The 24,713-nt window shown below is 71.0% G+C and carries 23 protein-coding genes and 1 tRNA gene; 12 read left to right on the forward strand and 12 right to left on the reverse strand.

Features of this window, described 5'->3' with window-relative positions; all coding sequences use genetic code 11:
• Positions 1-242: 242 nt before the first annotated feature.
• Positions 243-767: an RICIN domain-containing protein gene (locus tag ACWC21_RS40375; protein WP_450889699.1), complete on the forward strand. Its 525-nt coding sequence runs from the start codon at positions 243-245 to the stop codon at positions 765-767.
• Positions 768-869: 102 nt separating this feature from the next.
• Here the strand turns inward: ACWC21_RS40375 and ACWC21_RS40380 are convergent.
• The 3 genes from ACWC21_RS40380 to ACWC21_RS40390 all read right to left on the reverse strand — a co-directional run bounded on the left by ACWC21_RS40380 (position 870) and on the right by ACWC21_RS40390 (position 2,666).
• A tRNA-Pro gene (locus ACWC21_RS40380) sits at positions 870-943 on the reverse strand.
• A 106-nt stretch (positions 944-1,049) separates the two neighbouring features.
• Positions 1,050-1,574, reverse strand: coding sequence for a hypothetical protein (locus ACWC21_RS40385; protein ID WP_450889700.1), 525 nt, complete (start codon positions 1,572-1,574; stop codon positions 1,050-1,052).
• An 84-nt stretch (positions 1,575-1,658) separates the two neighbouring features.
• On the reverse strand, positions 1,659-2,666 hold the full coding sequence (locus tag ACWC21_RS40390) for a LacI family DNA-binding transcriptional regulator (RefSeq protein ID WP_450889702.1): 1,008 nt from the start codon (positions 2,664-2,666) through the stop codon (positions 1,659-1,661).
• A 109-nt stretch (positions 2,667-2,775) separates the two neighbouring features.
• Between ACWC21_RS40390 and ACWC21_RS40395 the strand changes: the two genes are divergently transcribed.
• Positions 2,776-3,936: a Gfo/Idh/MocA family protein gene (locus ACWC21_RS40395; protein ID WP_450889704.1), complete on the forward strand. Its 1,161-nt coding sequence runs from the start codon at positions 2,776-2,778 to the stop codon at positions 3,934-3,936.
• Here ACWC21_RS40395 and ACWC21_RS40400 read toward each other — a convergent pair.
• Together ACWC21_RS40400 and ACWC21_RS40405 are read right to left on the reverse strand one after the other, a co-directional pair.
• Positions 3,900-4,550 (reverse strand): poly-gamma-glutamate hydrolase family protein, encoded by a 651-nt coding sequence (locus ACWC21_RS40400; protein WP_450889705.1) that lies wholly within the window; start codon positions 4,548-4,550, stop codon positions 3,900-3,902. The two genes, ACWC21_RS40395 and ACWC21_RS40400, sit on opposite strands and share 37 nt — an antisense overlap.
• Complete coding sequence (locus tag ACWC21_RS40405; protein ID WP_450889706.1) at positions 4,547-5,593, reverse strand: LacI family DNA-binding transcriptional regulator; 1,047 nt, start codon at positions 5,591-5,593, stop codon at positions 4,547-4,549. The genes ACWC21_RS40400 and ACWC21_RS40405 overlap by 4 nt, the downstream gene beginning before the upstream one ends.
• 119 nt (positions 5,594-5,712) lie before the next feature.
• Between ACWC21_RS40405 and ACWC21_RS40410 the strand changes: the two genes are divergently transcribed.
• The 3 genes from ACWC21_RS40410 (at position 5,713) to ACWC21_RS40420 (ending at position 8,784) form a co-directional block, all read left to right on the forward strand.
• Positions 5,713-6,879 (forward strand): phytanoyl-CoA dioxygenase family protein, encoded by a 1,167-nt coding sequence (locus tag ACWC21_RS40410; protein WP_450889708.1) that lies wholly within the window; start codon positions 5,713-5,715, stop codon positions 6,877-6,879.
• A gap of 46 nt (positions 6,880-6,925) precedes the next feature.
• Entirely contained in the window at positions 6,926-7,702 is a 777-nt protein-coding gene (locus ACWC21_RS40415) for an SDR family oxidoreductase (RefSeq protein ID WP_450889710.1), read from the forward strand.
• Between the two features lie 77 nt (positions 7,703-7,779).
• Positions 7,780-8,784: a Gfo/Idh/MocA family protein gene (locus tag ACWC21_RS40420; RefSeq protein ID WP_450889711.1), complete on the forward strand. Its 1,005-nt coding sequence runs from the start codon at positions 7,780-7,782 to the stop codon at positions 8,782-8,784.
• Between the two features lie 250 nt (positions 8,785-9,034).
• Here ACWC21_RS40420 and ACWC21_RS40425 read toward each other — a convergent pair whose 3' ends face one another.
• From ACWC21_RS40425 to ACWC21_RS40445, 5 genes are all read right to left on the reverse strand, one after another.
• Positions 9,035-10,273: a serine hydrolase domain-containing protein gene (locus ACWC21_RS40425; RefSeq protein ID WP_450889713.1), complete on the reverse strand. Its 1,239-nt coding sequence runs from the start codon at positions 10,271-10,273 to the stop codon at positions 9,035-9,037.
• A gap of 110 nt (positions 10,274-10,383) precedes the next feature.
• A complete protein-coding gene (locus tag ACWC21_RS40430; protein ID WP_450889715.1) occupies positions 10,384-11,286 on the reverse strand; it encodes a sugar phosphate isomerase/epimerase family protein in 903 nt (300 codons plus the stop codon).
• Between the two features lie 2 nt (positions 11,287-11,288).
• Entirely contained in the window at positions 11,289-12,200 is a 912-nt protein-coding gene (locus tag ACWC21_RS40435; RefSeq protein WP_450889716.1) for an ATP-binding cassette domain-containing protein, read from the reverse strand.
• 4 nt (positions 12,201-12,204) lie between these two features.
• Positions 12,205-13,281 (reverse strand): ABC transporter permease, encoded by a 1,077-nt coding sequence (locus ACWC21_RS40440; protein ID WP_450889717.1) that lies wholly within the window; start codon positions 13,279-13,281, stop codon positions 12,205-12,207.
• The gene (locus tag ACWC21_RS40445; protein WP_450889719.1) at positions 13,281-14,300 is read right to left on the reverse strand and encodes a sugar ABC transporter substrate-binding protein; all 1,020 of its coding nucleotides are present in this window, start codon (positions 14,298-14,300) and stop codon (positions 13,281-13,283) included. The genes ACWC21_RS40440 and ACWC21_RS40445 overlap by 1 nt, the downstream gene beginning before the upstream one ends.
• A 263-nt stretch (positions 14,301-14,563) precedes the next feature.
• Here ACWC21_RS40445 and ACWC21_RS40450 point away from each other — a divergent pair, with 263 nt between their 5' ends.
• From ACWC21_RS40450 to ACWC21_RS40475, 6 genes are all read left to right on the forward strand, one after another.
• Positions 14,564-15,349, forward strand: coding sequence for a GntR family transcriptional regulator (locus ACWC21_RS40450; protein ID WP_450889721.1), 786 nt, complete (start codon positions 14,564-14,566; stop codon positions 15,347-15,349).
• A 212-nt stretch (positions 15,350-15,561) separates the two neighbouring features.
• Positions 15,562-16,872 carry an ABC transporter substrate-binding protein gene (locus ACWC21_RS40455; protein ID WP_450889723.1) on the forward strand — a complete coding sequence of 437 codons (1,311 nt, stop codon included), beginning with the start codon at positions 15,562-15,564 and terminating at the stop codon, positions 16,870-16,872.
• Positions 16,872-17,852: a carbohydrate ABC transporter permease gene (locus ACWC21_RS40460; RefSeq protein ID WP_450889725.1), complete on the forward strand. Its 981-nt coding sequence runs from the start codon at positions 16,872-16,874 to the stop codon at positions 17,850-17,852. Before ACWC21_RS40455 ends, ACWC21_RS40460 begins: the two co-directional genes overlap by 1 nt.
• Complete coding sequence (locus ACWC21_RS40465; protein WP_450889727.1) at positions 17,849-18,739, forward strand: carbohydrate ABC transporter permease; 891 nt, start codon at positions 17,849-17,851, stop codon at positions 18,737-18,739. The genes ACWC21_RS40460 and ACWC21_RS40465 overlap by 4 nt, the downstream gene beginning before the upstream one ends.
• Before the next feature lie 27 nt (positions 18,740-18,766).
• Complete coding sequence (locus ACWC21_RS40470; RefSeq protein ID WP_450889728.1) at positions 18,767-20,098, forward strand: glycoside hydrolase family 36 protein; 1,332 nt, start codon at positions 18,767-18,769, stop codon at positions 20,096-20,098.
• Complete coding sequence (locus tag ACWC21_RS40475; RefSeq protein WP_450889729.1) at positions 20,095-22,116, forward strand: beta-galactosidase; 2,022 nt, start codon at positions 20,095-20,097, stop codon at positions 22,114-22,116. The genes ACWC21_RS40470 and ACWC21_RS40475 overlap by 4 nt, the downstream gene beginning before the upstream one ends.
• A gap of 18 nt (positions 22,117-22,134) precedes the next feature.
• On the opposite strand, the gene ACWC21_RS40480 is transcribed toward ACWC21_RS40475, so the two are convergent.
• Together ACWC21_RS40480 and ACWC21_RS40485 are read right to left on the reverse strand one after the other, a co-directional pair.
• Positions 22,135-22,959 (reverse strand): DUF427 domain-containing protein, encoded by an 825-nt coding sequence (locus ACWC21_RS40480; RefSeq protein ID WP_450889731.1) that lies wholly within the window; start codon positions 22,957-22,959, stop codon positions 22,135-22,137.
• A 55-nt stretch (positions 22,960-23,014) separates the two neighbouring features.
• Positions 23,015-24,001 (reverse strand): aldo/keto reductase, encoded by a 987-nt coding sequence (locus tag ACWC21_RS40485; protein ID WP_450889733.1) that lies wholly within the window; start codon positions 23,999-24,001, stop codon positions 23,015-23,017.
• 202 nt (positions 24,002-24,203) lie between these two features.
• Between ACWC21_RS40485 and ACWC21_RS40490 the strand changes: the two genes are divergently transcribed.
• Entirely contained in the window at positions 24,204-24,623 is a 420-nt protein-coding gene (locus ACWC21_RS40490; protein ID WP_450889735.1) for a cold shock domain-containing protein, read from the forward strand.
• The last annotated feature ends 90 nt before the right edge of the window (positions 24,624-24,713 follow it).

Genomic DNA, 24,713 nt, shown 5'->3' on the forward strand with positions numbered 1-24,713 from the left:
CCGGGTCCGCCTCGATGCGGTGGTCTGGAAGCCGAGGGATGCCAGCTGAGCAGGCAAGACATTGATTAGTTGATGCTCCTTTGTGCGGACGCCCCCGATCCAGCCCCCGCCCGTTGACCGGGCCGGGCGACGGCACGAGTGTGGCGGCGGGCCGCGGCGCCGACCGGTGACCGCCGGGCGCAGCAGGCCGCCGCCCCACCAACTACTCATCAGGCGCGTGAGATCCGAGGAGCTGATCGAAGATGACTTCGTCCCGTCCAGGCCGGGCCGCCGTCGTGTCCGCCGCGGCAGCACTGCTGGCGGCCGCAGGGCTGATGACCGCGCCCGGCGCGAACGCAGCGGCCTCCGAGGCCGTGGCGCCGACGTTCGGACCCTGGGTCGGTTCCGTACGGCTGCTGAACCCGAACTCCGGCCGCTGCCTCGGTATCGCGAACGGGAACGCAGGGATCTGGGACTGCACGACCCGTCCGGACCAGGAGTGGTCGACCGGCTCTCCGACCGGCACCTACTTCCTGCTCGTGAACGGCAACAACCAGTGCCTCAGCAGCACCGGAGGACAAGGGACCCAGGTCGTCGCCTCACTGTGCAACCTGGCGGGGAACATGTTCTGGTCGTACGCCACCGACGCGCATGGGCATCGTGTGATCAAGAACATGCAGACCCAGCTGATCCTGGGCGTCTACGGCGGCCGGACCGCGAACGGGTCCAAGGTCATCCAGTGGGCCGACACCAACGGAGCCGACCAGGACTGGTCCCTGCGTTCTTGAGGAGCCCGTCCGGCGATGTGCCGGGCGCAGGCAGCCGAGAAATGATCGAGGGCCTGTTTCGGATACCTCCGAAACAGGCCCTGACCTACCGACCGTCTCCAGTCGGGACGACAGGATTTGAACCTGCGACCCCTTGACCCCCAGTCAAGTGCGCTACCAAGCTGCGCCACGTCCCGGTGCGCTGCCACGCGGTAGCCCCGCGTGATCGCGCAGGTCAACCCTACCGCACCCGCGCGAGTGCCGGTGCCGGGTACTCCCCGTGCGGGCCGGGGGCGGTGGCGGCTACTTGATGACCGCGTTGGCCACCACCACGATCACCCCGATCAGCGCGTCCCCCACGCCGGTGGCCACCGCGAAGGCCCATCTGCGTCCCGCGGACCGCGCGGAGAACAGGCCGAGGGTGAACAGCAGGACGATGTTGAAGGAGAACGCCGAGTACTCGACGCTCCGCGTCGGCCACCAGCCCCAGCCCGCCCCCGCGAGGATCAGGACGCTGGGCAGCATGGCCGCGACCAGCGGCCATTCGGCGGCGAGCGCACGCAGGGCCTGTCCCCGCCGACGGGGACCGCGGTCGGCGATGTAGTGGGCGTAGCCGTGCGCCAGGGCGGAGGCCAGGGCGGTCACCAGCAGCCAGGCGGCGTCGTAGCGCCGGTCGGCCCGGGAGTAGCGCCCGTACTCGGTGAGTGCCGCCAGCACCGCGCTGGCGACCACGGCACCGTAGACACCGCCGAAGAGCAGCATGGACCGGCGGTCGTGCGTGGGCCGCCGGGGCGCGGCCGCGGCCGCGGCCTGGGAGATGTCCGCCATGGGCTCCTCTCTTGGCAGGGGGACGCGTTCGGCGCTCTCCACGATCGCCCGGCCCGTGGCGCCCCGCCACTTCACCTCGGCCGGTCAGCCCGTGCCGGCCGGCGGTGCCGTCGTCCCCCGGATCTTCAGCGTGGGCACGGCCAGACGGACGCCGCCCTCTCCGCGGTGACCGTCGAGGCGGTCCAGGAGGCAGCGGGCTGCGCGACGGCCGACCTCGTGCGGCGCGGTGTCGACGGTGGTCAGCCAGACATGGCGGAGCCGGGCGGTGCCGGTGTTGTCGTAGCCGGTCACCGACACGTCCCGGGGAACGCGCAGTCCCAGCTCCCCGGCGGCCGAGAGCGCGCCGAGGGAGGCGGTGTCGTTCACGGCGAGCAGGGCGGTGGGCCGGTCCGGGCGGCTGAGGAGCCGTACGGTGGCGCGGTAGCCGCCCTCCTCGGTCATGTCGCCGGGTTCCACGAGCGCCTGCCCGGCCAGCCCGTGCGCCCGCATCGCCGCCTCGAACCCGCGGCGCCGCAGCTCGCCGACGGCACCGTACCCGGCGAGATGGGCGATGCGGCGGTGGCCCAGCCCGATGAGGTGCTCGGTGACCAGCCGGGCGCCGTGCTCGTCGTCCCCGGCCACGATGTCGACGCCGGGCAGGACCGGTTCGCGGGCGCCGGCGACGACGAGCGGCAGCCGCTCGGCGACCGCGCCGAGGAGGCCGGGGTCGGGCAGGGTGCCGACCACCACCAGGCCGTCGACGCCCAGGTCCAGGAAGGGGCCGGTCAGGTCGTGGCCCGTGCGGCGGTTGAGGCGGGCGTCGGCGAGCACCATGTGCAGGCCCGCCGCGTGCAGCGGGGCGTTGAGGCCGTCGAGGAGGTCGACGAACCAGGGGTTGCGCAGGTCGTTGAGGAGGACGCCGACGGTCCTGGTGCGCTGCTCGCTGAGGCTGCGGGCGGCGGCGTTGGGCCGGTAGCCGAGTTCCCGGACGGCCCGCAGCACCGCCTCCCGCTTCTCGGGGCGCACCTGGCCGGAGCCGCGCAGCACCAGCGAGACCAGCGACTTGGAGACCCCGGCTCGTTCGGCCACGTCGCGGATGGTGGGCGCTCTCATGGCATGGACCGTTCCATGCGCCGCTCCGGGCTGTCAAAGGGTTGACACCCACGTTCTCCACGCTCAGGGTGGGGCCGGACAGGATGTGGACCGGTCCAAAGGGGCTGTCATGGTGGACTCGCTCGGTGTCGCCGTCGTCGGATTCGGCTGGATGGGCCGGGTGCACACCCAGGCGTACGCCCGTGTGCGGCACCACTATCCGCGGCTGCCCCTGCGGCCGGAGCTGGTGACCGTCGCCGAGGAGGTGCCGGGCCGGGCCGAGGAGGCAGCCGAGCGGTTCGGTTTCGCCTCGGCCACCCGGGACTGGCGGGAGGTGGCCGCCGACCCGCGGGTGCGGGCGGTCAGCATCACCGCTCCGAACTTCCTGCACCGGGAGATCGGCGTGGCGATGGCCGAGGCCGGCAAGCACATCTGGATCGAGAAGCCGGTGGGCCTGACGGCCGGGGACGCCCGGGCGGTGGCCGACGCGGTGGCGAAGGCGGGGGTGCGCGGCGCGGTCGGCTTCAACTACCGCAACGCGCCGGCCGTCGAGGCCGCCCGCGACCTGATCGCCTCCGGCGGGATCGGCACCGTCACCCATGTCCGCGTCCGTCTGTTCAGTGACTACGCCGCCGACCCGGAGGGCGCGCTGACCTGGCGGTACGAGCGCGAGCGGGGCGGCAGCGGGGTCCTCGGCGACCTGGCCTCGCACGGCGTGGACCTGGCCCGGTACCTGATCGGTGACATCGCGTCCCTGACCGCCGACACCGCGGTCTTCGTACCGGAACGGGCCCGCCCCGCCGGCGCCACGGCGGGGCACTCCCGGGCCGCGGGCGGCGAGCTCGGCCCGGTCGAGAACGAGGACTACGTCGGCTGTCTGCTGCGTTTCGCCTCCGGAGCCCGCGGTGTCCTGGAGGCCTGCCGGGTCTCGGTGGGCGAGCAGAACAACTACGGCTTCGAGGTGCACGGCACGTCGGGGGTGGTGTTCTGGGACTTCCGCCGGATGAACGAACTCGGGGTCGGCCGCGGCGACCGGTACCAGGACCAGCCCGTCAGCACCGTCCACGTCGGCCCGGGCGACGGCGAGTTCGCGGCGTTCCAGCCGGGCGCGGCCAACGCGATGGGCTACGACGACCTGAAGGTGATCGAGGCCGCCCGATTCCTGCACTCGATCGCGCGGGACGAGCCGTACGGCGCGACGCTGGACGACGCCGTGCGCAGCGCGGAGGCACTGGACGCGATGGTGCGCTCGGCTCAGAGCGGCTCCTGGGTGGACGTCCGGGTGCCCTGAGTGCCCGGGCCCGCGGACAGCCGTGCGACGCCGGCGGCGAGGGCGTCGATCACCGGCTGCGGGGGCCGGTCGGGCACTCCGTGCCGTCTCACCGGGCCGGTGGTCCGCGCCGGCAACGGGAGTTCCACCTGCACTCCCCGTCGGCGGGTCATGTTGACGGGGTTCCTCGGATGCAGCCCGCGCAGGGCGGACGGTATCGCCGTGACGTCCGTGACGGCCCGGAAGCCGGGGGCGAAGGCGTCGAACTCCTGTGCGAGGACCAGTGCCGCCTCCCGGTTGCCGCCGCCGAGGAAGACGGTGCGCGCGGCGCCGGGCCGCATGTGGCCGTGCAGGGAGACCGTGAGGGAGACACCGGACAGGAATTCGCCGAGGAGCGCGCAGTGGTCCACGGCCATACGCGGGGACGGGACGTGCACGGGCCGGCGGGTGCCCGGCTGGGTGAAGACCAGGCTGGTGGCGCCGCAGCGGCCGGCCACGATGGCCGCGAGTTCGGCGGTGCCTCCCTCGCCCGCGCCGTGCAGGGCCAGCAGTCCGATGTCGCCGCCCCGCACGAGGGTCGCGACCATGGGCACGCCCTCGATCCGCAGGTGTTCGGTCCGCTCGGTGCGGGTCACTCCGGCCCCCTCCGGTTCGCCGTGTGCACGGGCATGTTGTACGGGGTGACGACCTGGATCGCCGACGGCAGGGTCGGTCCGGCGGGCGGCAGCGCGCCGTGGGCGCGCATCACCAGGTGGCAGGCCTCCCGCAGGTCCTGGCGGAGGTCGTGGTGGAGCACGGCGGACAGGCGGTGCTCGCGCAGCAGTCGGGTGTTGTCCTGGTCGAGGTCGTGCGCGACGAACACGGCGCACTCGCGGCCGAGGTCCTCGAAGGCCCGCAGGGTGGCGATGTTGCCGCCGCCGATCGAGTACACCGCGCGGATCTCCGGGTCCCGCTCGAGCGCGGCCCGCACCAGCTCGTACTGGGTGGCGTCGAGTCCCTGCCCCTCGGCGATCTCCACCAGTGTGCGTTCCGGGTGGCGGGCCCGCATGAGGCTGCGGAAGCCCATCTCCCGCTCCTCCTCGTTGCGGAAGAACCCGCTGCTGAGGCTGGTGAGCACGTTGCCGGGCCGGTCGCCGAGCCACTGGCCGGTCAGATAGGCGGCGGTGGCCCCGGCCGCCCGGTTGTCGATGCCGACGTAGCCGAGCCGGCCGCTGGCGGGCAGGTCGGTGACCAGGGTGACGACCGGGATCCCGGCCGCGGCCAGCCGGCCGACGGCGGCGGTGACCTCGGGGACGTCCGGCGCCTTGAGGATCACGCCCTGGGAGCCGCGCCGGGCGATCCGGTCCAGGGTGCCGACCAGCTCCCGCACCGGGCCGGTCTCCCGGAAGTGGAAACGGGAGCGGAGCACGGCCGGGTGCAGCGCGGGCAGTTCGGCCTCCAGGGCGGCGCGCACGGCCGTGCTGAACCGTTCGGGCGCCTGCATCACGATGTCGACCATGAAGGTCCGGCCGACCAGCCGGACCTGGGTGCGCTGCCGGTCCAGGTCCGCGATGGCCCGGCGGACCTCCTGCGCGGTGCTCTCCCGCACCCCTCCCCTGCCGTTCAGCACACGGTCCACCGTGGCCTCGCTGAGACCGGCCTGACGTGCGATCTCGCGAATCGGGAAGGGGTGGCCCATGGTGGGGACTCCTCGGCTCCTTGAGGGGTTTTTGATGGTCGCGTGCCGGTTGTTGGAAGGGTTTGTACTGACAAGAATGGCAGGGCCGCGTCGCTTCCGTGACCGAAGGAAGGACACCGATGTCCCCCGCCTCCGCGCCAGGTGCTGTCTGGCTGTCCGCGCAGACCTGCGATCTCGACGCCTTCCGCGCGCTCGTGGAACGGACCACCGACCCGGCCGGCCACCCGCACGCCTCGGCGGTGGAGCGGAACGTGCCCGTCTACGACAGTGAACGGCTGCGCGCGGCCGGGGACCTGCGGGCCGTGCGGACCGAACTGGTCCGGGCGCTCACCGACGGCCCCGGCATCGTGGTCTTCAAGGGGGCCTTTCCGGATCCGTCCGTCGTCGACCGGGCCACCGCCGTGTTCGAGGCCCTGATCGCCGGGCAGCGCGCCTCGGGCGCGGGAGGGGGCGACCACTTCGCCAGGCCGGGCGCCAACGACCGTGTGTGGAACGCGCTGGAGAAGGCCGCGCTGCACGACCCGGAGGCGTTCGCGGACTATTACGCCAACGACGTCCTGGCCCTGGTGTCCGAGGCCTGGCTGGGTCCCGGCTACCAGGTGACCTCCCAGGTCAACGTGGTCAACCCGGGCGGGGCCGCGCAGACCGCGCACCGCGACTACCACCTGGGGTTCCTCTCGGCCCACGCCGCCGCGGCCTATCCGGCGCACGTGCACCGCCTCTCCCCCGTGCTCACCCTCCAGGGCGCCGTCGCGCACTGCGACATGCCCGTGGAGTCCGGCCCGACGCTGTACCTGCCGTACTCGCAGGCTTACGAACCCGGTTACCTGGCCTGGCGGCTGCCTCGGTTCCAGGCGTACTTCGACACGCACCACGTACAGCTCCCGCTCGCCAAGGGCGACGCCGTCTTCTTCAACCCGGCGCTCTTCCACGCGGCGGGATCGAACGTGACCGCGGACGTCCGACGCGTCGCCAACCTCCTGCAGGTGTCGTCGCCCTTCGGGCGCGCGATGGAGACGGTGGACCGCGAGGCGGTGGTGAACGCGGTCTACCCGGTGCTGCTCGAGCGCAAGGCGCAGGGCGTCGGCGAGGCCTGGCTGGAGCGCGTCGTCGCCGCGAGCGCCGAGGGCTATCCCTTCCCGACCGACCTCGACAGCGACCCGCCGGTGGACGGTCTGGCCCCGCCCTCGCAGGCGGACCTCGTCCGGCGGGCGCTGCGGGAGGAACGCACCCCGGAAACGCTCCGCGAGGAGTTGCGCGCCGCCGCCGGGCGACGCGCGGGCTGAGGACCAGGGCACGGACGAGAAGGACGAGAAGGAGGGACTAGGACACATGGGACTTCTCGACGACAAGGTCGTCCTGGTCAACGGCGGCAGCCAGGGGGTGGGGGCCGCGATCGCGCGGGCAGCGGTCCGCGAGGGGGCGGTCGTGGCCGTCACCGGGCGGCGCCCCGAGCCGGGCGAGGCCCTGGTGGCCGAGCTGGCGGCGGCCGGCGCCAAGGCCCGGTACGTACGCGCCGACCTCGCGGACGCCGAGCAGGCCAAGGCCGCCGTGGCCCAGGTGGCCGACGCCTTCGGCCGGGTGGACTGCCTGGTCAACTCGGCGGGGCTGACCTCCCGGGGCACCCTGCTGGACACCACGCCGGAGCTGTTCGACCAGCACATCGCGATCAACCTCAAGGGGCCGTTCTTCGCCATGCAGGCGGCGGTCGCCGACATGGTGGCCCGCAAGGCGCCCGGCACGATCGTCAACATCATCACCTCCTCGGAGCACGGCGGACAGCCCTTCCTCGCGCCCTACGTCGCCGCGAAGGCCGGGCTGGCCGGTCTGACCCGCAACGCGGCGCACGCCCACCGCTGGGACCGGATCCGGATCAACGGCCTGAACATCGGCTGGACCGCGACCGAGGGCGAGGACGCGACCCAGCGGGCCTTCCACGGCGCCGGGGACGACTGGCGGGAACAGGCGGCCGCCCGGCTGCCGATGGGCAGGCTCGGACAGCCGGACGAGATCGCCGACTTCGTGGTCCTCCTGCTGTCGGACCGGTCCGGCGTGGTCACCGGTTCGGTGATCGACTGGGACCAGAACGTGCTCGGCGGGCTGGACTGAACCAGACGGACCGAGCCCGCCGGGGCCGGAACCCCGGCGACGGACGGCAACACCACTCACAGGAAGCAGCGGAGCACATGCGTATCGGAATCCTCGGCCTCGGCCGCATCGGCGCCTTCCACGCCGAGACCCTCTCCGGGCTCGACGCCGTCGAGTCCCTCGTCGTGGCCGACCCGTTCGCGGACGCGGCCAAGGCCGCCGCCGAGCGGTTCGGTGCCGAGGTCGCCGACTCCCCCGAGGCGGTCCTGGCGGCCGGGGTGGACGGGCTCGTGGTGGCCGCGGCCACCGACGTCCACCCCGCCCTGATCCTGGCCGGCGTCGAGGCCGGCGTCCCCGTCTTCTGCGAGAAGCCCGTCGCCCGCACCATGCCGGAGGGCGTCGAGGTGCTGCGTGCCCTCGAGGGCAGCGACGTGCCCGTCCAGATCGGCTACAACCGCCGCTTCGACGCGGGGTTCGTGGCCGCCCGGGCCGCGGTCCAGCGGGGGGAACTGGGCAAGCTGCACACCGTGCGGTCGACGACGCTGGACCCGGCCCCGCCGCCCGCCGCGTACGTCGCCGCCTCCGGGGGCATCTTCCGCGACTGTTCCGTGCACGACTTCGACATCATCCGCTGGGTGACCGGCCGCGAGGTGACCGAGGTGTACGCGGTCGGCGGCAACCGGGGCGCCGACTACATCCGGGAGGCGGGCGACGCCGACACCACCGGCGCGGTCCTCACCCTGGACGACGGCACGATCGCGGTGGTCTCCAACAGCCGCCACAACGCCCGCGGTTACGACGTCCGCATGGAACTCCACGGCTTCACGGACTCCATCGCCGTGGGCCTGGACGACAAGCTGCCGCTGCGCTCCGTGGAGCCCGGCGTGACCTTCCCCTCCGGCACTCCGCACGACTTCTTCATGGACCGCTTCACCGACGCCTACCGGGCCGAACTGACCGCGTTCACCGAGGTCGTCGCCGGCACCCGCCCCTCCCCGTGCACGATCGCGGACGCGCTGGAGGCCGGCTGGATCGCGGAGGCCTGCACGCTGTCGCTGCACGAGCACCGGCCGGTGACGATCGCGGAGGTCAGGGGCGCCTGAGCGGCCCTCACAGGCAGTAGCGCACCATCCACCCGTCCGGATCACAGGCGTCCCGCGCCGGATCCGGCAGGGTGGCCGGTCGCTCCGCCACCGTGTCCTCGGCCCGGACCCGCTCCGGCAGCGTCCCGAACCTGGCCCGCCGGACAGCTGCCTCGGCCGTGTCCTTTGCCTCGCCACCCGTCGACTCGTGGTCCCTTGCGTCTCCTCCCCGTCCCGGGGCACGCACGCCCGTTCACTGCCTTGAACGTTCTCAGCGCGCCGCCGGTTCCGCGGGCAGGTCGAAGACGTGGTCCGGAGAGACGATCCTGGTGATCGCCTCGCCGAAGAGGGTGCTGGGCTCCGCCCCCTTGTGGTCGATGTCGGTGTTGAGCAGGACGACGAGGGCCGCCCGCGCCGACGGGAGGTAGACGGTGAGGGACTCGTAGCCGGGCAGGGAGCCGTTGTGGCCGATCCAGCCCTGGACGTCGAAGATGCCGAGGCCGTATCCGGCGCCCGGGATGGACGACGGGGGTGTGGTGAGCCGCTGCTTCTGGGTGGCGGGGCTGATCAGGGCGCGCCCGTCGGGAAGTCGGCCCGTGGCGACCGTGCGGGCCCACACCCGCAGGTCGTCCAGGTCGGAGATCATCGCGCCGGCCGCCCAGCCCCAGGAGGGGTTCCAGCCGGCCGAGTCCTCGACCCTGCCGGTCGCGGTCTGGTCGGTGTAGCCCTGCGCGTGCGGGGCCGGGAACTCGTTGCCCGTGGGGAAGAGCGTGTGCCCGAGGCCGGCGGGGCCGAGGACCTGCCGCTGGATGTCGTCGGCCAGCGACCGGCCGGTCATCCGCTCGACGACCAGACCGAGCAGGATCAGGTTGGTGTTGCTGTAGTCGAACTTCTCCCCCGGCGGGAACAGCACGGGGTGCCTGAAGGAGTAGCCGAGCAGTTCCCGCGGGCTGAACGGCCGCTGCGGGTCGGAGGTCAGCGCCTTGAAGAAGTCGTCGTCCTCGGAGTAGTTGAACAGCCCGCTGCGCATGCCGGCCAGTTCGCGCAGGGTGATCCGGTCACCGTTCGGCACACCGTCGACGTACGTGCCGATCGTGTCGTCCAGCCCCACTCTGCCCTGGTCGACCAGCTCCAGCAGCGCCGTCACGGTGAACGTCTTGGTCTCGCTGCCGATCCGCATGTACAGGCCGGGGGACATCGGCCGGCCCGTGGCCTGGTCGGCGACGCCGAAGGACCTCACGTACCGGCCTTTGCCGGGTGCCCACAGCCCGACGGTGACCCCCGGGACGTGCGCCGCGCGCATCACGCCCCGCACGGCCGCGTCGAGCTGCCGCCGTACCGCCGGCGTGAGCGCGCGGACGTCGTTCCCGTGAGGGGAGGGCGAGGGCGTGGCGGAGACGGCCGGGAGCGGCGGCGCGGCGGCCGCCCGGCCCGCGGCCGGCGTCATCAGCATCCCCGCCGCGGCCGCGGCGACGACCCCCCTGCGCAGTAGGGCTGACGTGTGCGACATGGGCGTGCTCCCGACGTCGGCTGCCCCCGGTGTCGGCTGTTCCCACCATAGGAGGGCCCGCGCGCCACCGCCTGTCGACGGGGCCGCGCGGGCCCTCCCGCTGCCGGTCCTCAGGCCCCGCAGGAGCGCAGGAACCGCCGGGTGCGCACCGCGATGGGCAGCGGTTCGTCCGGCTCGCACGGGTACATGTCCTGCTCGACGATGGCGAACAGTTCCACACCGAGCCGCTGAGCCGCGGCCAGCACGGGTTCCAACTCGGGCACCCCGGAGGGGGGTTCGCACATCACCCCGCGCTGTACCGCCGGGCCGAACGGCACCCCGTTCTTGACGACGTCGGCCAGGATCTCCGGGTCGACCTGCTTGAGGTGCAGGTAGCCGATGCGTTCCCCGTAGGCCTCGATCAGCTTGACGCTGTCGCCGCCGCAGTAGGCGTAGTGACCGGTGTCCAGGCAGAGGTTGACCAGTTCGGTGTCGGTGGAGTCGAGGAAGCGTTCGACGTGGTCCTCGGTGTCGATGTGGGTGTCGGCGTGCGGATGGACGACGAGGTCGAGGCCGTAGACCTCCTTGACCTCGTGCCCGAGCCGCTCCATGCCCTTGGTGAGGTGGGCCCACTGCTCGGTCGTCAGCTCCGGTGGTTCGAGGATCTCGGCCGTCCTGTCGTCGCGCCAGAAGGACGGGATGACAACGAGGTGCTTCGCCCCCATGTCCCGGGTGAGCGCGGCGACCTGGCTGACGTGCTCCCAGGTGGACTCCCAGACGGAGGGGCCGCGGTGCATGCCGGTGAAGACCGTGCCCGCGGACACCTTCAGGTTCCGCTGCTGCAACTCGTCGGTGAGACGGGCCGGGTCGGTCGGCAGGTAGCCGTACGGGCCCAGTTCGATCCAGGAGTAGCCGGCCTCGGCGACCTCGTCGAGGAAGCGCTGCCAGGGGACCTGCCGCGGGTCGTCGGGGAACCAGACGCCCCAGGAGTCGGGGGCGGAGCCCACCCGGATGCGGTCGAGGATGTCGGCCATGGTCACGAGGTCCCTTCCGGAGAGGTCGCCACGGGCGCGGTGAGGTCCTTCGCCTCGGGGAGTTCCTCGACGTCCACGCCTCGGACCTGGGCCAGTTCGTGCTTGAGCGCGGCGAGTTCGGCGCCGCCGGCCATGTGGTTGGTCAGTTCCTCGAGGCTGACCTCGCTGCGGTCGGCGGACAGTTCCGTGGTGCCCAGGCGCAGCACGCTGAAGTGGTCGCCGACCATGTAGGCGTGGTGGGGGTTGTGCGTGATGAAGATGACGCCGAGGCCGCGGTCGCGGGCGGCGGCGATGTACTTCAGTACGACGCCGGACTGCTTGACGCCGAGCGCGGCGGTCGGCTCGTCCAGGATCAGGACGCGGGCGCCGAAGTAGACGGCGCGGGCGATCGCCACGCACTGGCGCTGGCCGCCGGAGAGGGTGCCGATGGGCTGTTCGAGGTCGTCCAGGACGATGCCCATGTTGCGCAGTTCCTCGTCCGCGGTCTTCTTCATCCGCTCGATGTCGAGACGGCGGACCGGCCAGGGGCCCTTGGTCATCTCGGAGCCGAGGAAGAAGTTGCGCCACACCGGCATCAGCGGGACGGTGGCGAGGTCCTGGTAGACGGTGGCGATGCCCTTGTCGAGGGCCTCGCGGGGGGTGCTGAAGCGCACCGGGGTGCCGTCGACGAGGAAGTCGCCCTCGGTGTGCTGGTGCAGCCCTGAGATGATCTTGATGAGGGTGGACTTGCCCGCCCCGTTGTCACCGAGCACACAGCTCACCCGGCCGGGATGGACCTCCAGGTCCACGCCGTGCAGGGCGCGGATGTTGCCGTAGGACTTGCCCGCGCCGCGCAGTTCCACGATCGCCCCGCCCTCGGCGGGCACGGTGTCCTCGAGGATGGCGCCGTGGGTTCCGGTTCCGTTGTTCGTCATCGGGTCACCTCCGGGTCGCCGTGCGGCTGACCCACAGATTGATCAGGACGGCCCCGAGCAGCATCACGCCGAGGAAGGCCTTGAACCAGTCGGGGTTCCAGCCGGCGTAGACGATGCCCTGGTTCACCATGCCGAACATGAAGGCGCCGAAGACCGGGCCGATCGCGGAGCCGTAGCCGCCGGTGAGCAGACAGCCGCCGATCACCGCCGCGGCGATGTAGATCAGCTCCTGGCCGACGCCCTCACCGGACTGCACGGTGTTGAACGAGAACAGCTGGTGCATGCCGACGAACCAGGCGCCGAAGCCGACGGCCATGAAGAGGGTGATCTTGGTGAAGTTCACCGGGACACCGACCGCGCGCGCCGACTCCTTGTTGCCGCCGACGGCGAAGATCCAGTTGCCGTACCTGGTGCGCAGCAGCACCCAGGTGGCGATGGCGGCGAAGACCAGCCACCACACCACGGTGATCTTCACCTGGACCCCGCCGACGTCGAAGGAGGAGGCGAAGATCTTCTTCGCCTGGTCGAAGCCGTCCATGTCGCTGATGTCGTCGGTGGCGACGTTGCCGGTGATCAGCTTGGTCACCGCCAGGTTCACGCCCTGCAGGATCAGGAACGTGCCCAGGGTGACCAGGAAGCTGGGCAGTCCGGTGCGGACCACCATCCAGCCGTTGAAGGCGCCGATGCCGAGCGAGACGACCAGGGCGACGATCACGCCCACCCACACGTTCATGGTCAGCTGGTAGCTGAGCATGCTCGCGGTCAGCGCCGAGGTGATCACGGCGACGCCGGACGAGAGGTCGAACTCGCCGCCGATCATCAGCAGGGCCACCGGCAGCGCCATGATGCCGATCGTCGACGACTGGTAGAGGACCGTGGCCATCGAGCTGCCCTGGCGGACCGTGGGCGCCGCGATCAGGAAGAAGACCATGACGGCCACCGCGCCGAGGAGGACGCCCACCTCCGGGCGGGCCAGCAGCCGGATCACCAGGGGCCGCTCGGCGGTGCGCCCGTCCTTCTTCCGGGGACCGGCCCCCGGCGGTGTGCCCACCGCCGGTTCGGCTTGCTGGGTCATGCTCATCACCGGGTGCCCTTCGCGGCGAACTGGGCGATGGTGTCGACGTTGGACTTGTCGACGAAGGCCGGCCCGGTCAGCACCGGCTGCTCGCCGCCGCCGCTGTAGTTGCCGTTGTTCTTGTAGAGCCACAGGGAGTCGATCGCCAGGTAGCCCTGGAGGTAGGGCTGCTGGTCCACGGCGAACTGGATGGTGCCCTTCTTGATGGCGTTCGTCAGGTCCTTGTTCAGGTCGAAGGTGGCGACCTTGGCCTTGCTGCCCGCCTCGCTCACCGACTGCACCGCGGTCAGCGCGTAGGGGGCACCGAGGGTGACCACGTAGTCGATGGCGGAGTCCTGCTTGAGCTTGGCGTTGATCGTGGACTGCACGGACGGCATGTCGGTGCCGTTCACGTAGAGGGTCTCGGTCTTCCCGGAGAACGTGCTCTTCACGCCGTCACAGCGCTGGGTGAGGCCGACGTTGCCCTGTTCCTGGATCACGCAGACGGCCTTCTTGGCGCCGACCTGGTTGAGCCGCTTGCCGAGTGCCTCGCCGGCCACGGTCTCGTCCTGCCCGAAGAACTCCAGCAGACCGAGCTTCTTCCAGTCGCTGACGCCCGAGTTGAGGCCGACGACGGGGATCTTCGCCGCGGTCGCCTTGCTGACGACGTCCTTCATGGCGTCGGGCTTGGCGAGGGTGACGGCGATGCCGTCGACCTTCTGGTCGATGGCGTTCTGCACGAAGTTGGCCTGGTTGCCCGCGTTGGGGTCGGCGGAGTAGACGAGCTTGATGTTGTCCTTGGCCGCGGCGGCCTCGGCGCCCTTGCGGACGATGTCCCAGAAGGTGTCGCCGGGCGCCTGGTGGGTCACGAGCGCGACCGTCATACGGGGAGTGGTGGCCTTGCCCGCGGAGGCGTTCGCCCCTCCTTCTTCGGCCTTCTTCCCTCCCGAACTGCTGGAGCAGCCGGCGAGGGTCAGTGCTGCCGCGGCGGCCACGGCCACGACGGGGGCCAGTCTGCGGGAGCGGGAGAGAGAAGAGCGGTCCATTTTTCCTGCACCTCACTGCGCTACGGGGGAAAGGACGCTGGTGCGCTGGGACGCGATCCAAGTCCTTGAGGGGCGCGCTGTCAATACTTTGTTAAGACATCATTTCACGAGCTAGTCCGAATGTAAGTACAAATCATTGACAGGGCTGTCGTCGACCCCTACACCTGAGAGGACCGTACGCGAGGACCGCGAGGACCACGAGCGGCAGGTCGCCGCTCGCCGCCGGCACCTGTGGACTCCGCTCGCCACAAGGAGGTGTCCCGATGCCCACGACCGGTGACCGCGACCGCTCCGCGACCGTCTCCGCGCTCGACTCCCTCGACTTCACCCTGGACCGTTCCAGTCCGGTGCCGCTGTACCACCAGCTCGCACAGCAGCTGGAGGCGGCGATCGGACGCGGGGCGCTGACTCCGGGCAGGCTGCTGGGCAACGAGATCGACCTGTCCGTCCGACTGGGCCTGTCCCGGCCGACCGTACGGCAGGCGATCCAGTCCCTGGTGGACAAAGGACTGCTGGTGCGCCGCCGGGGTGTCGGCACACAGGTCGTGCACAGCCAGGTCAGACGGCCCCTGGAGCTCAGCAGCCTCTACGACGACCTGGAGTCGGCCGGGCAGGGCCCGACGACGCGGGTGATGCGCAACGAGCGCGTCCCGGCGTCCGCCGACGTGGCCGCCGCGCTCGGCATGGCCCAGGGCGAGGAGGTCACGCTCCTGGAGCGGCTGCGCTACACACACGGCCGGCCCGTGGCCCTCCTCTGCAACTACCTGCCCGCCGCCCTGATCGAACTCGACGACGCGCGGCTGGAGTCGACCGGCCTGTACCGGATGATGCGCGCCGCCGGGATCACCCTGCACAGCGCACGGCAGACCGTCGGCGCCCGCGGTGCCACCGCCGAGGAGGCGGCCGGCCTCGAGGAGAAGGAGGGCGCGGCCCTGCTCACCATGCGGCGCACGGCGTACGACGACGCGGGCCGGCCGGTCGAGTACGGGTCCCACATCTACCGGGCGTCGCGGTACACCTTCGACTTCCAGCTGCTGGTCAGACCGTGACTGTCGCTTTGTGAACGATCCGGCTGCCGGCCGTGTCGATTACGTTTCGGGCAAGAGACGCACGAGACGGACGGAAGCTATTGACGCATGAGCGGATATGCGGCTGTTATTACGCCCACGATGTTCGGTCGAGTTGGTTTCTGATCGGTTTCGAGCACCTTTCGGAGGCCGGCTCTCCCCTTGTCCGAACCCCTGCCTTAACAGGAGCCGCCATGCGCCTCTCGCCCTCCGGTCTCGCCGTGCCGGGTCCCAGCCGCCGTTCCCTGCTCCGCGGAGCGGGCGGAGCCGCCCTCCTCGCCGGTGCCGGAATACCCCTGCTGTCCGCCTGCGGCGGCAGCGGGTCCTCCTCCGACCCGAAGACCGTCAGTCTCGGCTCCAACTCCTCGGACGCGGTGCCGAAGAAGGCGTTCGCCGAGATCTACGCGGCCTTCACGAAGAAGTCCGGCATCAAGGTCGACGTCAACACCAAGGACCACAACACCTTCCAGGAGCAGATCAACTCCTACCTGCAGGGCACCCCGGACGACGTGTTCACCTGGTTCGCCGGCTACCGTATGCAGTTCTTCGCTGCCAAGAAGCTCGCCTCGCCGATCGACGACGTGTGGGCGAAGATCGGGGACAACTTCCCCGACGCGATGAAGCAGCTCAGCAAGGGCGAGGACGGCAAGTACTACTTCGTGCCGCTGTACACGTACCCGTGGGCGCTCTTCTACCGCAAGAGCGTGTTCAAGCAGCACGGCTACGAGGTCCCCACCACCTGGGACCAGCTGGTCGCCCTCTGCAAGAAGATGAAGAAGGACGGCCTGGTCCCGATCGCCTTCGGCGACAAGGACGCCTGGCCGGCGATGGGCACCTTCGACCAGATCAACTTCCGCCTCAACGGCTACGACTTCCACAAGTCGCTCATGGCGGGCAAGGAGTCGTGGACCGACTCCAAGGTCAAGGCCGTCTTCGACCACTGGGCCGAGCTGCTGCCCTACCACCAGGACGGCTTCATGGGCCGCACCTGGCAGGACGCCGCCCAGAGCCTGGTCTCCAAGAAGGCCGGCATGTACCTCCTCGGCTCCTTCGTGGCCCAGCAGTTCACCAACAAGGCCGACGTCGAGGACCTCGACTTCTTCCCCTTCCCGGAGATCAACCCCGCGTACGGCCAGGACACCGTCGAGGCGCCCACCGACGGCTTCATGGTCAGCAAGTCCCCGAAGAACCACGACGGTGTCGTGAAGCTCATGGAGTACCTGGGCACGCCGGAGGCCGAGCAGATCTACCTCAAGGCCGACTCCAGCGTGGTGGCCGCCTCCAGCAAGGCCGACACCTCCTCGTACACGGCGCTGCAGAAAAAGGCGTACAAGATGATCAGTGAGGCCAAGAGCCTCACCCAGTTCATGGACCGCGACTCCCGGCCGGACTTCACCTCGACGGTGATGCAGCCCGGACTGCAGAAGTTCCTCCAGAACCCCAAGGGCGTCGACAGCCTGCTGTCCTCCATCGACCGCCAGAAGAAGCAGATCTTCGCCTCCTGATGACCACCGACATCACTCCGAAGAGCCCGGAGGCGGCCCCCGTGCCGCCTCCGGGCCCCGCGCCTGTCAAGAAGCGGGTGCCGCAGGGCCACAAGCGCCTGCTGACCCGCCGTGACCGCATCACGCTCGGCTTCATGGCCGGCGTGCCGACCGTTCTGCACGTGGCCCTGGTCTGGTTCACGGCCCTGGCCTCGATCGCCCTGGCCTTCACCAGCTGGGACGGCATCGGCTTCGACTCGATCAAGTGGGTGGGGCTGGACAACTTCAAGCAGTTGTTCACCGACAACCCGCAGTTCTGGCCGGCCGTCCAGCACAACATCATCTGGTTCGTCGTGCTCATCCTGGTCCCGACGCCGATGGGCCTGTTCCTCGCCGTGCAGCTGGACAAGAAGATCCGCTTCAGCCGCGTCTACCAGACCGCGTACTTCCTCCCGGTCGTGGTGTCGCTGGCGGTCACCGGATTCGTCTGGCAGCTCGTCTACAACCCCGACACCGGCCTGATCAACAGCCTGGTCGGGGCCAACAAGCCGGGCCACTACATCGACTGGATCGGCGACCCGCACCTGAACCTGTGGGCCGTGCTGGTCGCCGCCTCCTGGCGGCACAGCGGCTACATGATGATCCTCTACCTGGCCGGACTGAAGGGCGTCGACCCGTCCCTGCGCGAGGCGTCCTCCCTGGACGGCGCCAACGAGTGGCAGACGTTCAAGAACGTCATCTTCCCCACCCTGCGGCCCACCAACACGGTCGTCCTGGTCGTCACCATCATCGAGGCGCTGCGCGCCTTCGACCTGGTGTTCGTCTTCAACAAGGGCGCCCAGGGCACCGAGCTGCTGTCGATCCTGATCACCAACAACATCATCGGCGAGTCCAGCCGGATCGGATACGGCTCCGCCATCGCCGTCGTCCTGCTGGTCATCTCCCTCGCGGTCATCATCCCGTACCTGATCGCGACCTTCCGGAAGGAGCGGCGCGCATGAGCACCTCCACCGCCGCGCTCGGCCGGCAGCGCACCCCGGTCCGCCCGGCCCGGGTCCTGCTGCACGTGTTCCTGGTCGTCACCTCGCTGGCCTGGCTGGCCCCGCTGCTGTGGGCGATCCTCGCGGCCCTGCGCCCGTACTCGGAGACCAGCAACAGGGGTTACGTCTCCTGGCCGCACACGCTGAACTTCGACAACTTCAAGAACGCGTTCCAGCAGTCGGACATGACGCACTACTTCGGCAACACGCTGATCATCGCGGTCCCGGCCGTGCTGCTCACGCTGCTGCTGTCGTCGATGGTCGCGTTCTACGTCAGCCGTTTCGACTTCCGGCTCAACGTGTTCCTGCTGCTGGTGTTCACCGCCGGCAACCTGCTGCCGCAGCAGGTCATCATCACCCCGCTGTACCGGATGTACCTGCTCATCGACCTGCCCGGCATCACGATGAGCGGCAAGCTGTACGACTCCGCCCTCGGTCTGGTGCTGATCCACGTGGCGTTCCAGTCCGGGTTCTGCGCGTTCGTGCTCAGCAACTACATGCGGATGCTGCCCCACGAGCTGACCGAGGCCGCCCTCGTCGACGGCGCGTCGGTGTGGCGGATGTACTGGCAGATCGTGCTCCCGCTGTGCAAACCCGCGATGGCCGCCCTGGCGACGTTGCTGTCCATCTGGATCTACAACGACTTCTTCTGGGCCATCGTGCTGATCTCCACCGGCGAGAACATGCCGATCACCTCGGCGCTGAACAACCTCTCCGGGCAGTACTTCACCGACCCCAACCTGGTCGCCGCAGGCGCCCTGCTGACCGCGATCCCGACGCTGATCGTGTACTTCGTGCTGCAACGGCAGTTCGTGAGCGGTCTGACGCTGGGCGCGAACAAGGGCTGAGCGCCCCCGTTTGCCGAAAGAGATCCCGTGCATCACTCCTTCACCCCGGTCGCCTCGGTCCTCGTGGACCCGCGCCGCGCGCGTGTCCACGAGGAGGGCTGGCAGTCCTGGAGCCCGAGCGGCGCCTACGCCCTCGACCAGGCGCCGTACCGCCCGACCGACGACAACTGGGCGACCGTCTGCTACCGCCCGGGCGTCACCGTCCCCGACGGTGCCTTCCAGGGCGAGGGCCTGCTCGCCCTCGATCCCGGCGACGGCTCCCCGGTACGGCTGTGGGCGGCGGCCGACCCGACCCGCGAAGTGCCGTCCGTCCGCCTCACCGTCACCGGTGACCACGCCGAGGTCACGGCCGACGGCCCGGTGAAGGAGTGGACCGGCACGGACTTCCGGTCGGTCCTGGGCGACTGGGCCGGCGGCCTCGGGCTGCCCGCCCCGCGCCCGGCGCCGACGGTGTGGTGCTCCTGGTACGAGTACTTCACGGAGGTCACCGAGGACGACATCCACGAGAACCTGCGCGCGATGGACACCCTCGACCTGCCGATCGACGTGGTGCAGATCGACGACGGCTACCAGCGTGCGCTGGGTGACTGGCTCACCCTCTCCGGACGCTTCCGCTCCCGCGAGGGCATCGCGGACGCCATCCGGGCCCGGGGCCGCCGGGCGGGCATCTGGACGGCGCCGTTCCTGGTGGACCCGGCGAGCGACCTGGCCGCGGAGCACCCCGACTGGCTGGTCCGCGACTTCGGAGGCGGACCGGCGCACGCCGGCCGCAACTGGGGCCACGACCTGTGCGTGCTGGACACCACCCACCCGGAGGCGGCCGCCTACCTGGCCGACGTCTTCCGGACCCTGCGCGCCGAGGGCTACGACTACTTCAAGGTGGACTTCCTGTACGCGGGCGCGCTGGCGGGCGTGCGGCACGCGGACCACGGGGACCACGAGGAGATCGACGCGCTGTCCGCCTACCGGGCGGGCATCGGCATCGTCCGGGAGGCCATCGGCCCCGACGCCTACCTGCTGGGCTGCGGCGCGCCGATCCTGCCCTCCCTCGGCCTGTTCGACGCCATGCGGGTCAGCCCCGACACGGCCCCGCACCGGCGCCCCGAGGCCGGCGACTACAGCCAGCCCGGGCAGGACCCCGCCGAGTTCACCGGCGCCGCCCGCCAGTGGCAGCACGGCCGGCTCTGGACCAACGACCCCGACTGCCTGATGGCCCGCCCGGCCGTGGAGACCCGCGAGCGCTGGGCCGCCCACGTAGAGGCCACCGGCGGTCTGACGGCCTCCAGCGACCGTCTGCTCTCCCTCGACCAGTGGGGCGTGGAGACCACGCGCCGCATCCTTTCCGGAGCCGCCCGATGAAGCGCCCCCTGTCCGTCCCCGGCATCGCCTACGGCGGCGACTACAACCCCGAGCAGTGGCCCGAGGAGGTGTGGGCCGAGGACGTGCGCCTGATGCGCGAGGCCGGGGTGAACATGGTCAGCGTCGGCATCTTCTCCTGGGCCCTGATGGAGCCCGCCGATGGCGTGTACGACTTCTCGCGCATGGACCGGATCCTCGGCCTGCTGCACGAGAACGGCATCGCCGCCGACCTCGCCACGCCGACCGCGGCGCCGCCCGCCTGGTTCTTCCGCGCCCACCCGGAGGCCCTGCCGGTCGACCGGGACGGCCGCACGCTGTCGTACGGCAGCCGCCAGACGTTCTGCCCGTCCAGCCCGGCCTACCGCAGGGCGGCCCTGCGGATCGCGGACCAGTTGGCGCGGCGCTACGCCGACCACCCCGCGGTGGCGATGTGGCACGTGCACAACGAGTACGGCTGCCACAACGCGGCCTGCTACTGCGACACCAGCGCGCAGGCCTTCCGCGGTTGGCTGCGGGCCCGGTACGGGAACCTGGACGCCCTCAACGACGCCTGGGGCACCACCTTCTGGAGCCAGTGGTACTACCACTGGGAGGAGATCCTCCCGCCCCGCGCCACCGGTGCCGTGCCCAACCCCACGCACCAGCTGGACTGGCGCCGCTTCTGCTCCGACGAACTGCTGTCCCTGTACCGGGCGGAACGGGACGTGCTGAGCAGGGCGGCCCCGGACACGCCCGCCACCACCAACTTCATGGTGAACTTCAGCTTCGAGGCGCTGGACTACTGGCGCTGGGCCCCGGAGCTGGACGTCGTCTCCAACGACCACTATCTGCGGTCCACGGACCCCGAGTCGCACATCGACATCGCGCTCTGCGGCGATCTGATGCGCTCGCTCGCGGGCGGGCCCTGGTTCCTGATGGAGCACTCCACGGGCGCCGTGAACTGGCAGCCGGTCAACCGTGCCAAGGGCCCGGGCGAGCTGCGCCGCAACGCGCTGGCGCATGTGGCGCACGGCGCGGACGGCATCGCCTACTTCCAGTGGCGGGCGGCGAAGGCGGGTGCCGAGCAGTGGCATTCGGCGATGCTGCCGCACGCGGGCACCGACAGCCAGATCTGGCGGGACGTGGTGCGGCTCGGCGCCGATCTGAAGGCGCTGGCCGAGGTGCGCGGCAGCACGGGCACGGCCGAGGTCGCGATCGTCTGGGACTGGGACGCCCGCTGGGCCCTGGAGCTGCCCTCCCAGCCGAGCGGCGAGCTGCGTTACGCGGACCTGGTGCGCACCTGGTACGAACCGCTGTGGCGGGCCGGGGTGGCCGTGGACTTCGTCCGCCCGGACGGGGACCTGTCCGCGTACCGTCTGGTGCTGGCTCCCAGCCTCTACCTGGTGGACGACGCGGGTGCCGCGAACCTCACCTCGTACGCCGAGCGCGGCGGCACCCTCGCCGTGGGCTTCCACAGCGGCATGGTGGACGGGAACTGCCATGTGCGGCTGGGCGGTTATCCGGGTGCGTTCCGGGAGGCGCTGGGCGTGCGCAGCGACGAGCCGTTCCCGCTGCGGCCCGGCGAGACGGTGGGTCTGCGCGGGGAGGTTCCCCAGGAGGCCACGGGCACGCTGTGGTCGGAGCGGCTGCGCCTGGCGGGCGCCGAGGCGGTCGCCTCGTACGCGGACGGCCCCCTGGCGGGCGTACCGGCCGTGACCCGGCACGCTTACGGGGCGGGCACGGCCTGGTACGTGGCGACGCTCCCGGACCCGGACACCCTCGCCGCGTTCCTCGGCCGGGTGCGCGCCGAGGCGGGCGTGGAGCCGGTCCGCTCCGTGCCGGCGGGCGTGGAGGTGGTCCGGCGGCGCGGCACCGACGCGGACTACGTGTTCCTGATCGACCACGCCGGACAGGGGGCCGAGATCCCGGTCCCGGCGGGCGCCACCGAACTCCTCACCGGCAAGGAGACCACCGGCTCGGTCACCCTGGCCCCGGGTGACATCGCGGTGGTACGGGAGCCCCGCGGCGCGGACGTCTAGGGGGCCGCAGGACACCCGCTAGTGCCTGCCCGCCTCGGATCTGTCGAAGAGGGCCCAGGTGAACAGGGTGACCGGGCGCCGGCGGCGTTCGCCGTCCACCGTGATGTCGACGGCCTCGTCGTAGAAGGCCAGGAGCCCCCTGACCGCGGCCACCGCGGGCAGGGGGTCCGGGTAGCTCCAGACGATGTTGCCCGGCACGTCCGCGTCACCCCGCCAGGACCAGTACTCGGCGACGCCCTTGTACGGGCATCTGCTGCTGTGGTCGGTGGGTTCCAGCAGGTCGAGGCGGACGTCCTCGCGGGGGATGTAGAACCGCGTGGGCAGTCCCGTCTCGAACAGCAGCACCGGGCGCCGGGTCTCGGCAGCCACCGTGCCGTCGATCTCGACCACGACATGGCGGCTGCTGGGCAGGGCGTCGACGCGTTTGTGCGGGTCACGGGGGTGGACGAAGATCTCTTCGTCCTCCTCGTACCAGTGGTCGAGGCCGGGGCCGCTGCGCTGGAACCAGGCGAAGGCGATGTGCCCGGCCAGTTCGCGGCCCGGGTACGTCCAGGCCGCGTTCCGCAGCGGCTCGCCGCCGGCGTCGAGGTCGTAGAAGACCCGCGACCCGGCGTGCGCCCCGGTCGGGGGATGCGCCGCCGGGCGGAGGAGGTCCTCGCGGACCTCCCCGCGCGGGAAGGCGTACTGGGGTACGGGCAGTCCGGGCTCCCACACCAGCACGGGGTGCCGGCTGTCCACGACGGTGACCTCGCCCTTCACCCCGCGCACCCAGCGGTCGCTGGGCTCCCACTGGAAGCCCTCCGGGGTGATGCGGACGGAATGGGCGGTGGGAAGTGTGGTCATGACCCGCTCCTTGGCTCATGAAGGAGCGTACGTCGGTGGCGGTCGGGCGGCGCGCTCAGTGGGCGGCGTCCAGGCGGGCCCGTTGCTCCGGGTCGAGTTCCAGTTCCACCGCGGCGAGGTTCTCCTCCAGCTGGGCCACCGATGAGGTCCCGGTCAGCGGCACGACCGGCAGTGGCCCGCCGAGCTGCCAGGCCAGCACCACCTGGTGGGGCGTGGCCCCCGTCTCCCGGGCGACGTCCTCCAGGGCGGCGAGCCGGGCGCGGGTGCCGGGGTGGTCGTAGTCCGGGCGCAGTGGCTTGTCCGGGCGGATGTAGGCGCCCTTGAGCAGCGGCGAGTAGGCCACCAGGGTCAGCTCCGGCTCGGCGCGCAGGTAGTCGAGGAGCTGTGCGTCGGCGCCGCCGAGGCTGCCGTCCGGGAAGAGGTCGTCCGGCACGTCGGTCCGGGGCCTGAGGTAGCTGTGCTCGTACTGGAGCACCTCGTAGCCGGGCAGGCCGGCCGCGGCGGCGAGGGCGCGGGCCCGCTCCACCCGCCAGACGGCGTGGTTGCTGACGCCGAGCAGTCCGACGGCACCCTCCTCGACCAGTGCGGCGAAGCCCTCCACGGTCTCGCCGAGCGGGACGGCCCGGTCCTCTATGTGGGCGTAGAGAAGGTCGATCCGCTCCACGCCGAGGCGTTCCCGGCTGCGTTCGGCCGATTCCCGGATGGCCTTCGCCGACAGGCCCTCGGCGTTGTCGACGTAGCTCGTTCCGGGCGCGAGCGGCCTCGCGCCCAGCTTGGTCGCGATCACGACCTCGTCACCGATCCCGCGGCTGCGCCGCCAGCGGCCGAGCAGTTCCTCGCTCTGCCCGCCCTGGCCGCCGTCCTCCCAGAAGGCGTAGTTGTCCGACGTGTCGATGAAGTTGCCGCCGGCCTCCACGTACCGGTCGAGGACGGCGAACGAGGTCCGCTCGTCCGTCCGTGATCCGAACAGCATGGCGCCCAGGGCGAGCACGCTCACCTCGCGGCGGGTCGCCGGGTCGGTCCCCATGGTGCGGTACTTCACGCTGCTGCTCCCTCCGTCGGCGCACCCGGGGTGCCGGGCACGCGGACGGGAGTCTTCAGCTTGAAGCGCACACGAAGTCAAGGACGTGGGTGTGGGCGTCGGGGCCGGTGTCCGGTCCGGAGGGACGCGTCTTGTCCGGTTCCACGCCCGCGCCTATCGTGACCGGCGGAAAGCCCGGTGTGGGGTGGATGAGGTGGTGGTTGTGGTGACTGTCAGGGGCACGGTCGTCTCGTTCGACCGGATCAAGGGCTACGGATTCGTGGCCGCCGACACCGGCGGCGACGACGTGTTCATGCACGTGAACGATCTGCTGGACGACAAGAACCTGCTCGGCCCGGGCAGCACCGTGGAGTTCCTGGTCGAGGAGGGCGATCGCGGTCCGAAGGCGTCGGCGGTACGCGTCCTGAAACCGGCGCCGGGTCTGGAGCCGGTGTTCGCACACCGCCGCGGGGCGGACCCGGACGGCGACGACATGTGCGACGTCCTCTCGGCCGCGGAATTCGAGCACGAGGTCACCGAGGTCCTGCTGTGCTCCGAGCCCACGTTGACCGGCGCGCAGATCCTGGACCTGCGCAAACGCATCCGGAACCTCGCCCAGAACCACGGCTGGGTCGATCGCTAGTGCTGCGACCGGAAAGGTTTGCCGGGAAGCTCGCGGCGTCCGGTGCGGTGCCTCGCAAGGCGGAGCATCACCCGCGTACTGGATGTACTC

It is taken from the genome of Streptomyces sp. NPDC001348 (genome assembly GCF_053597535.1).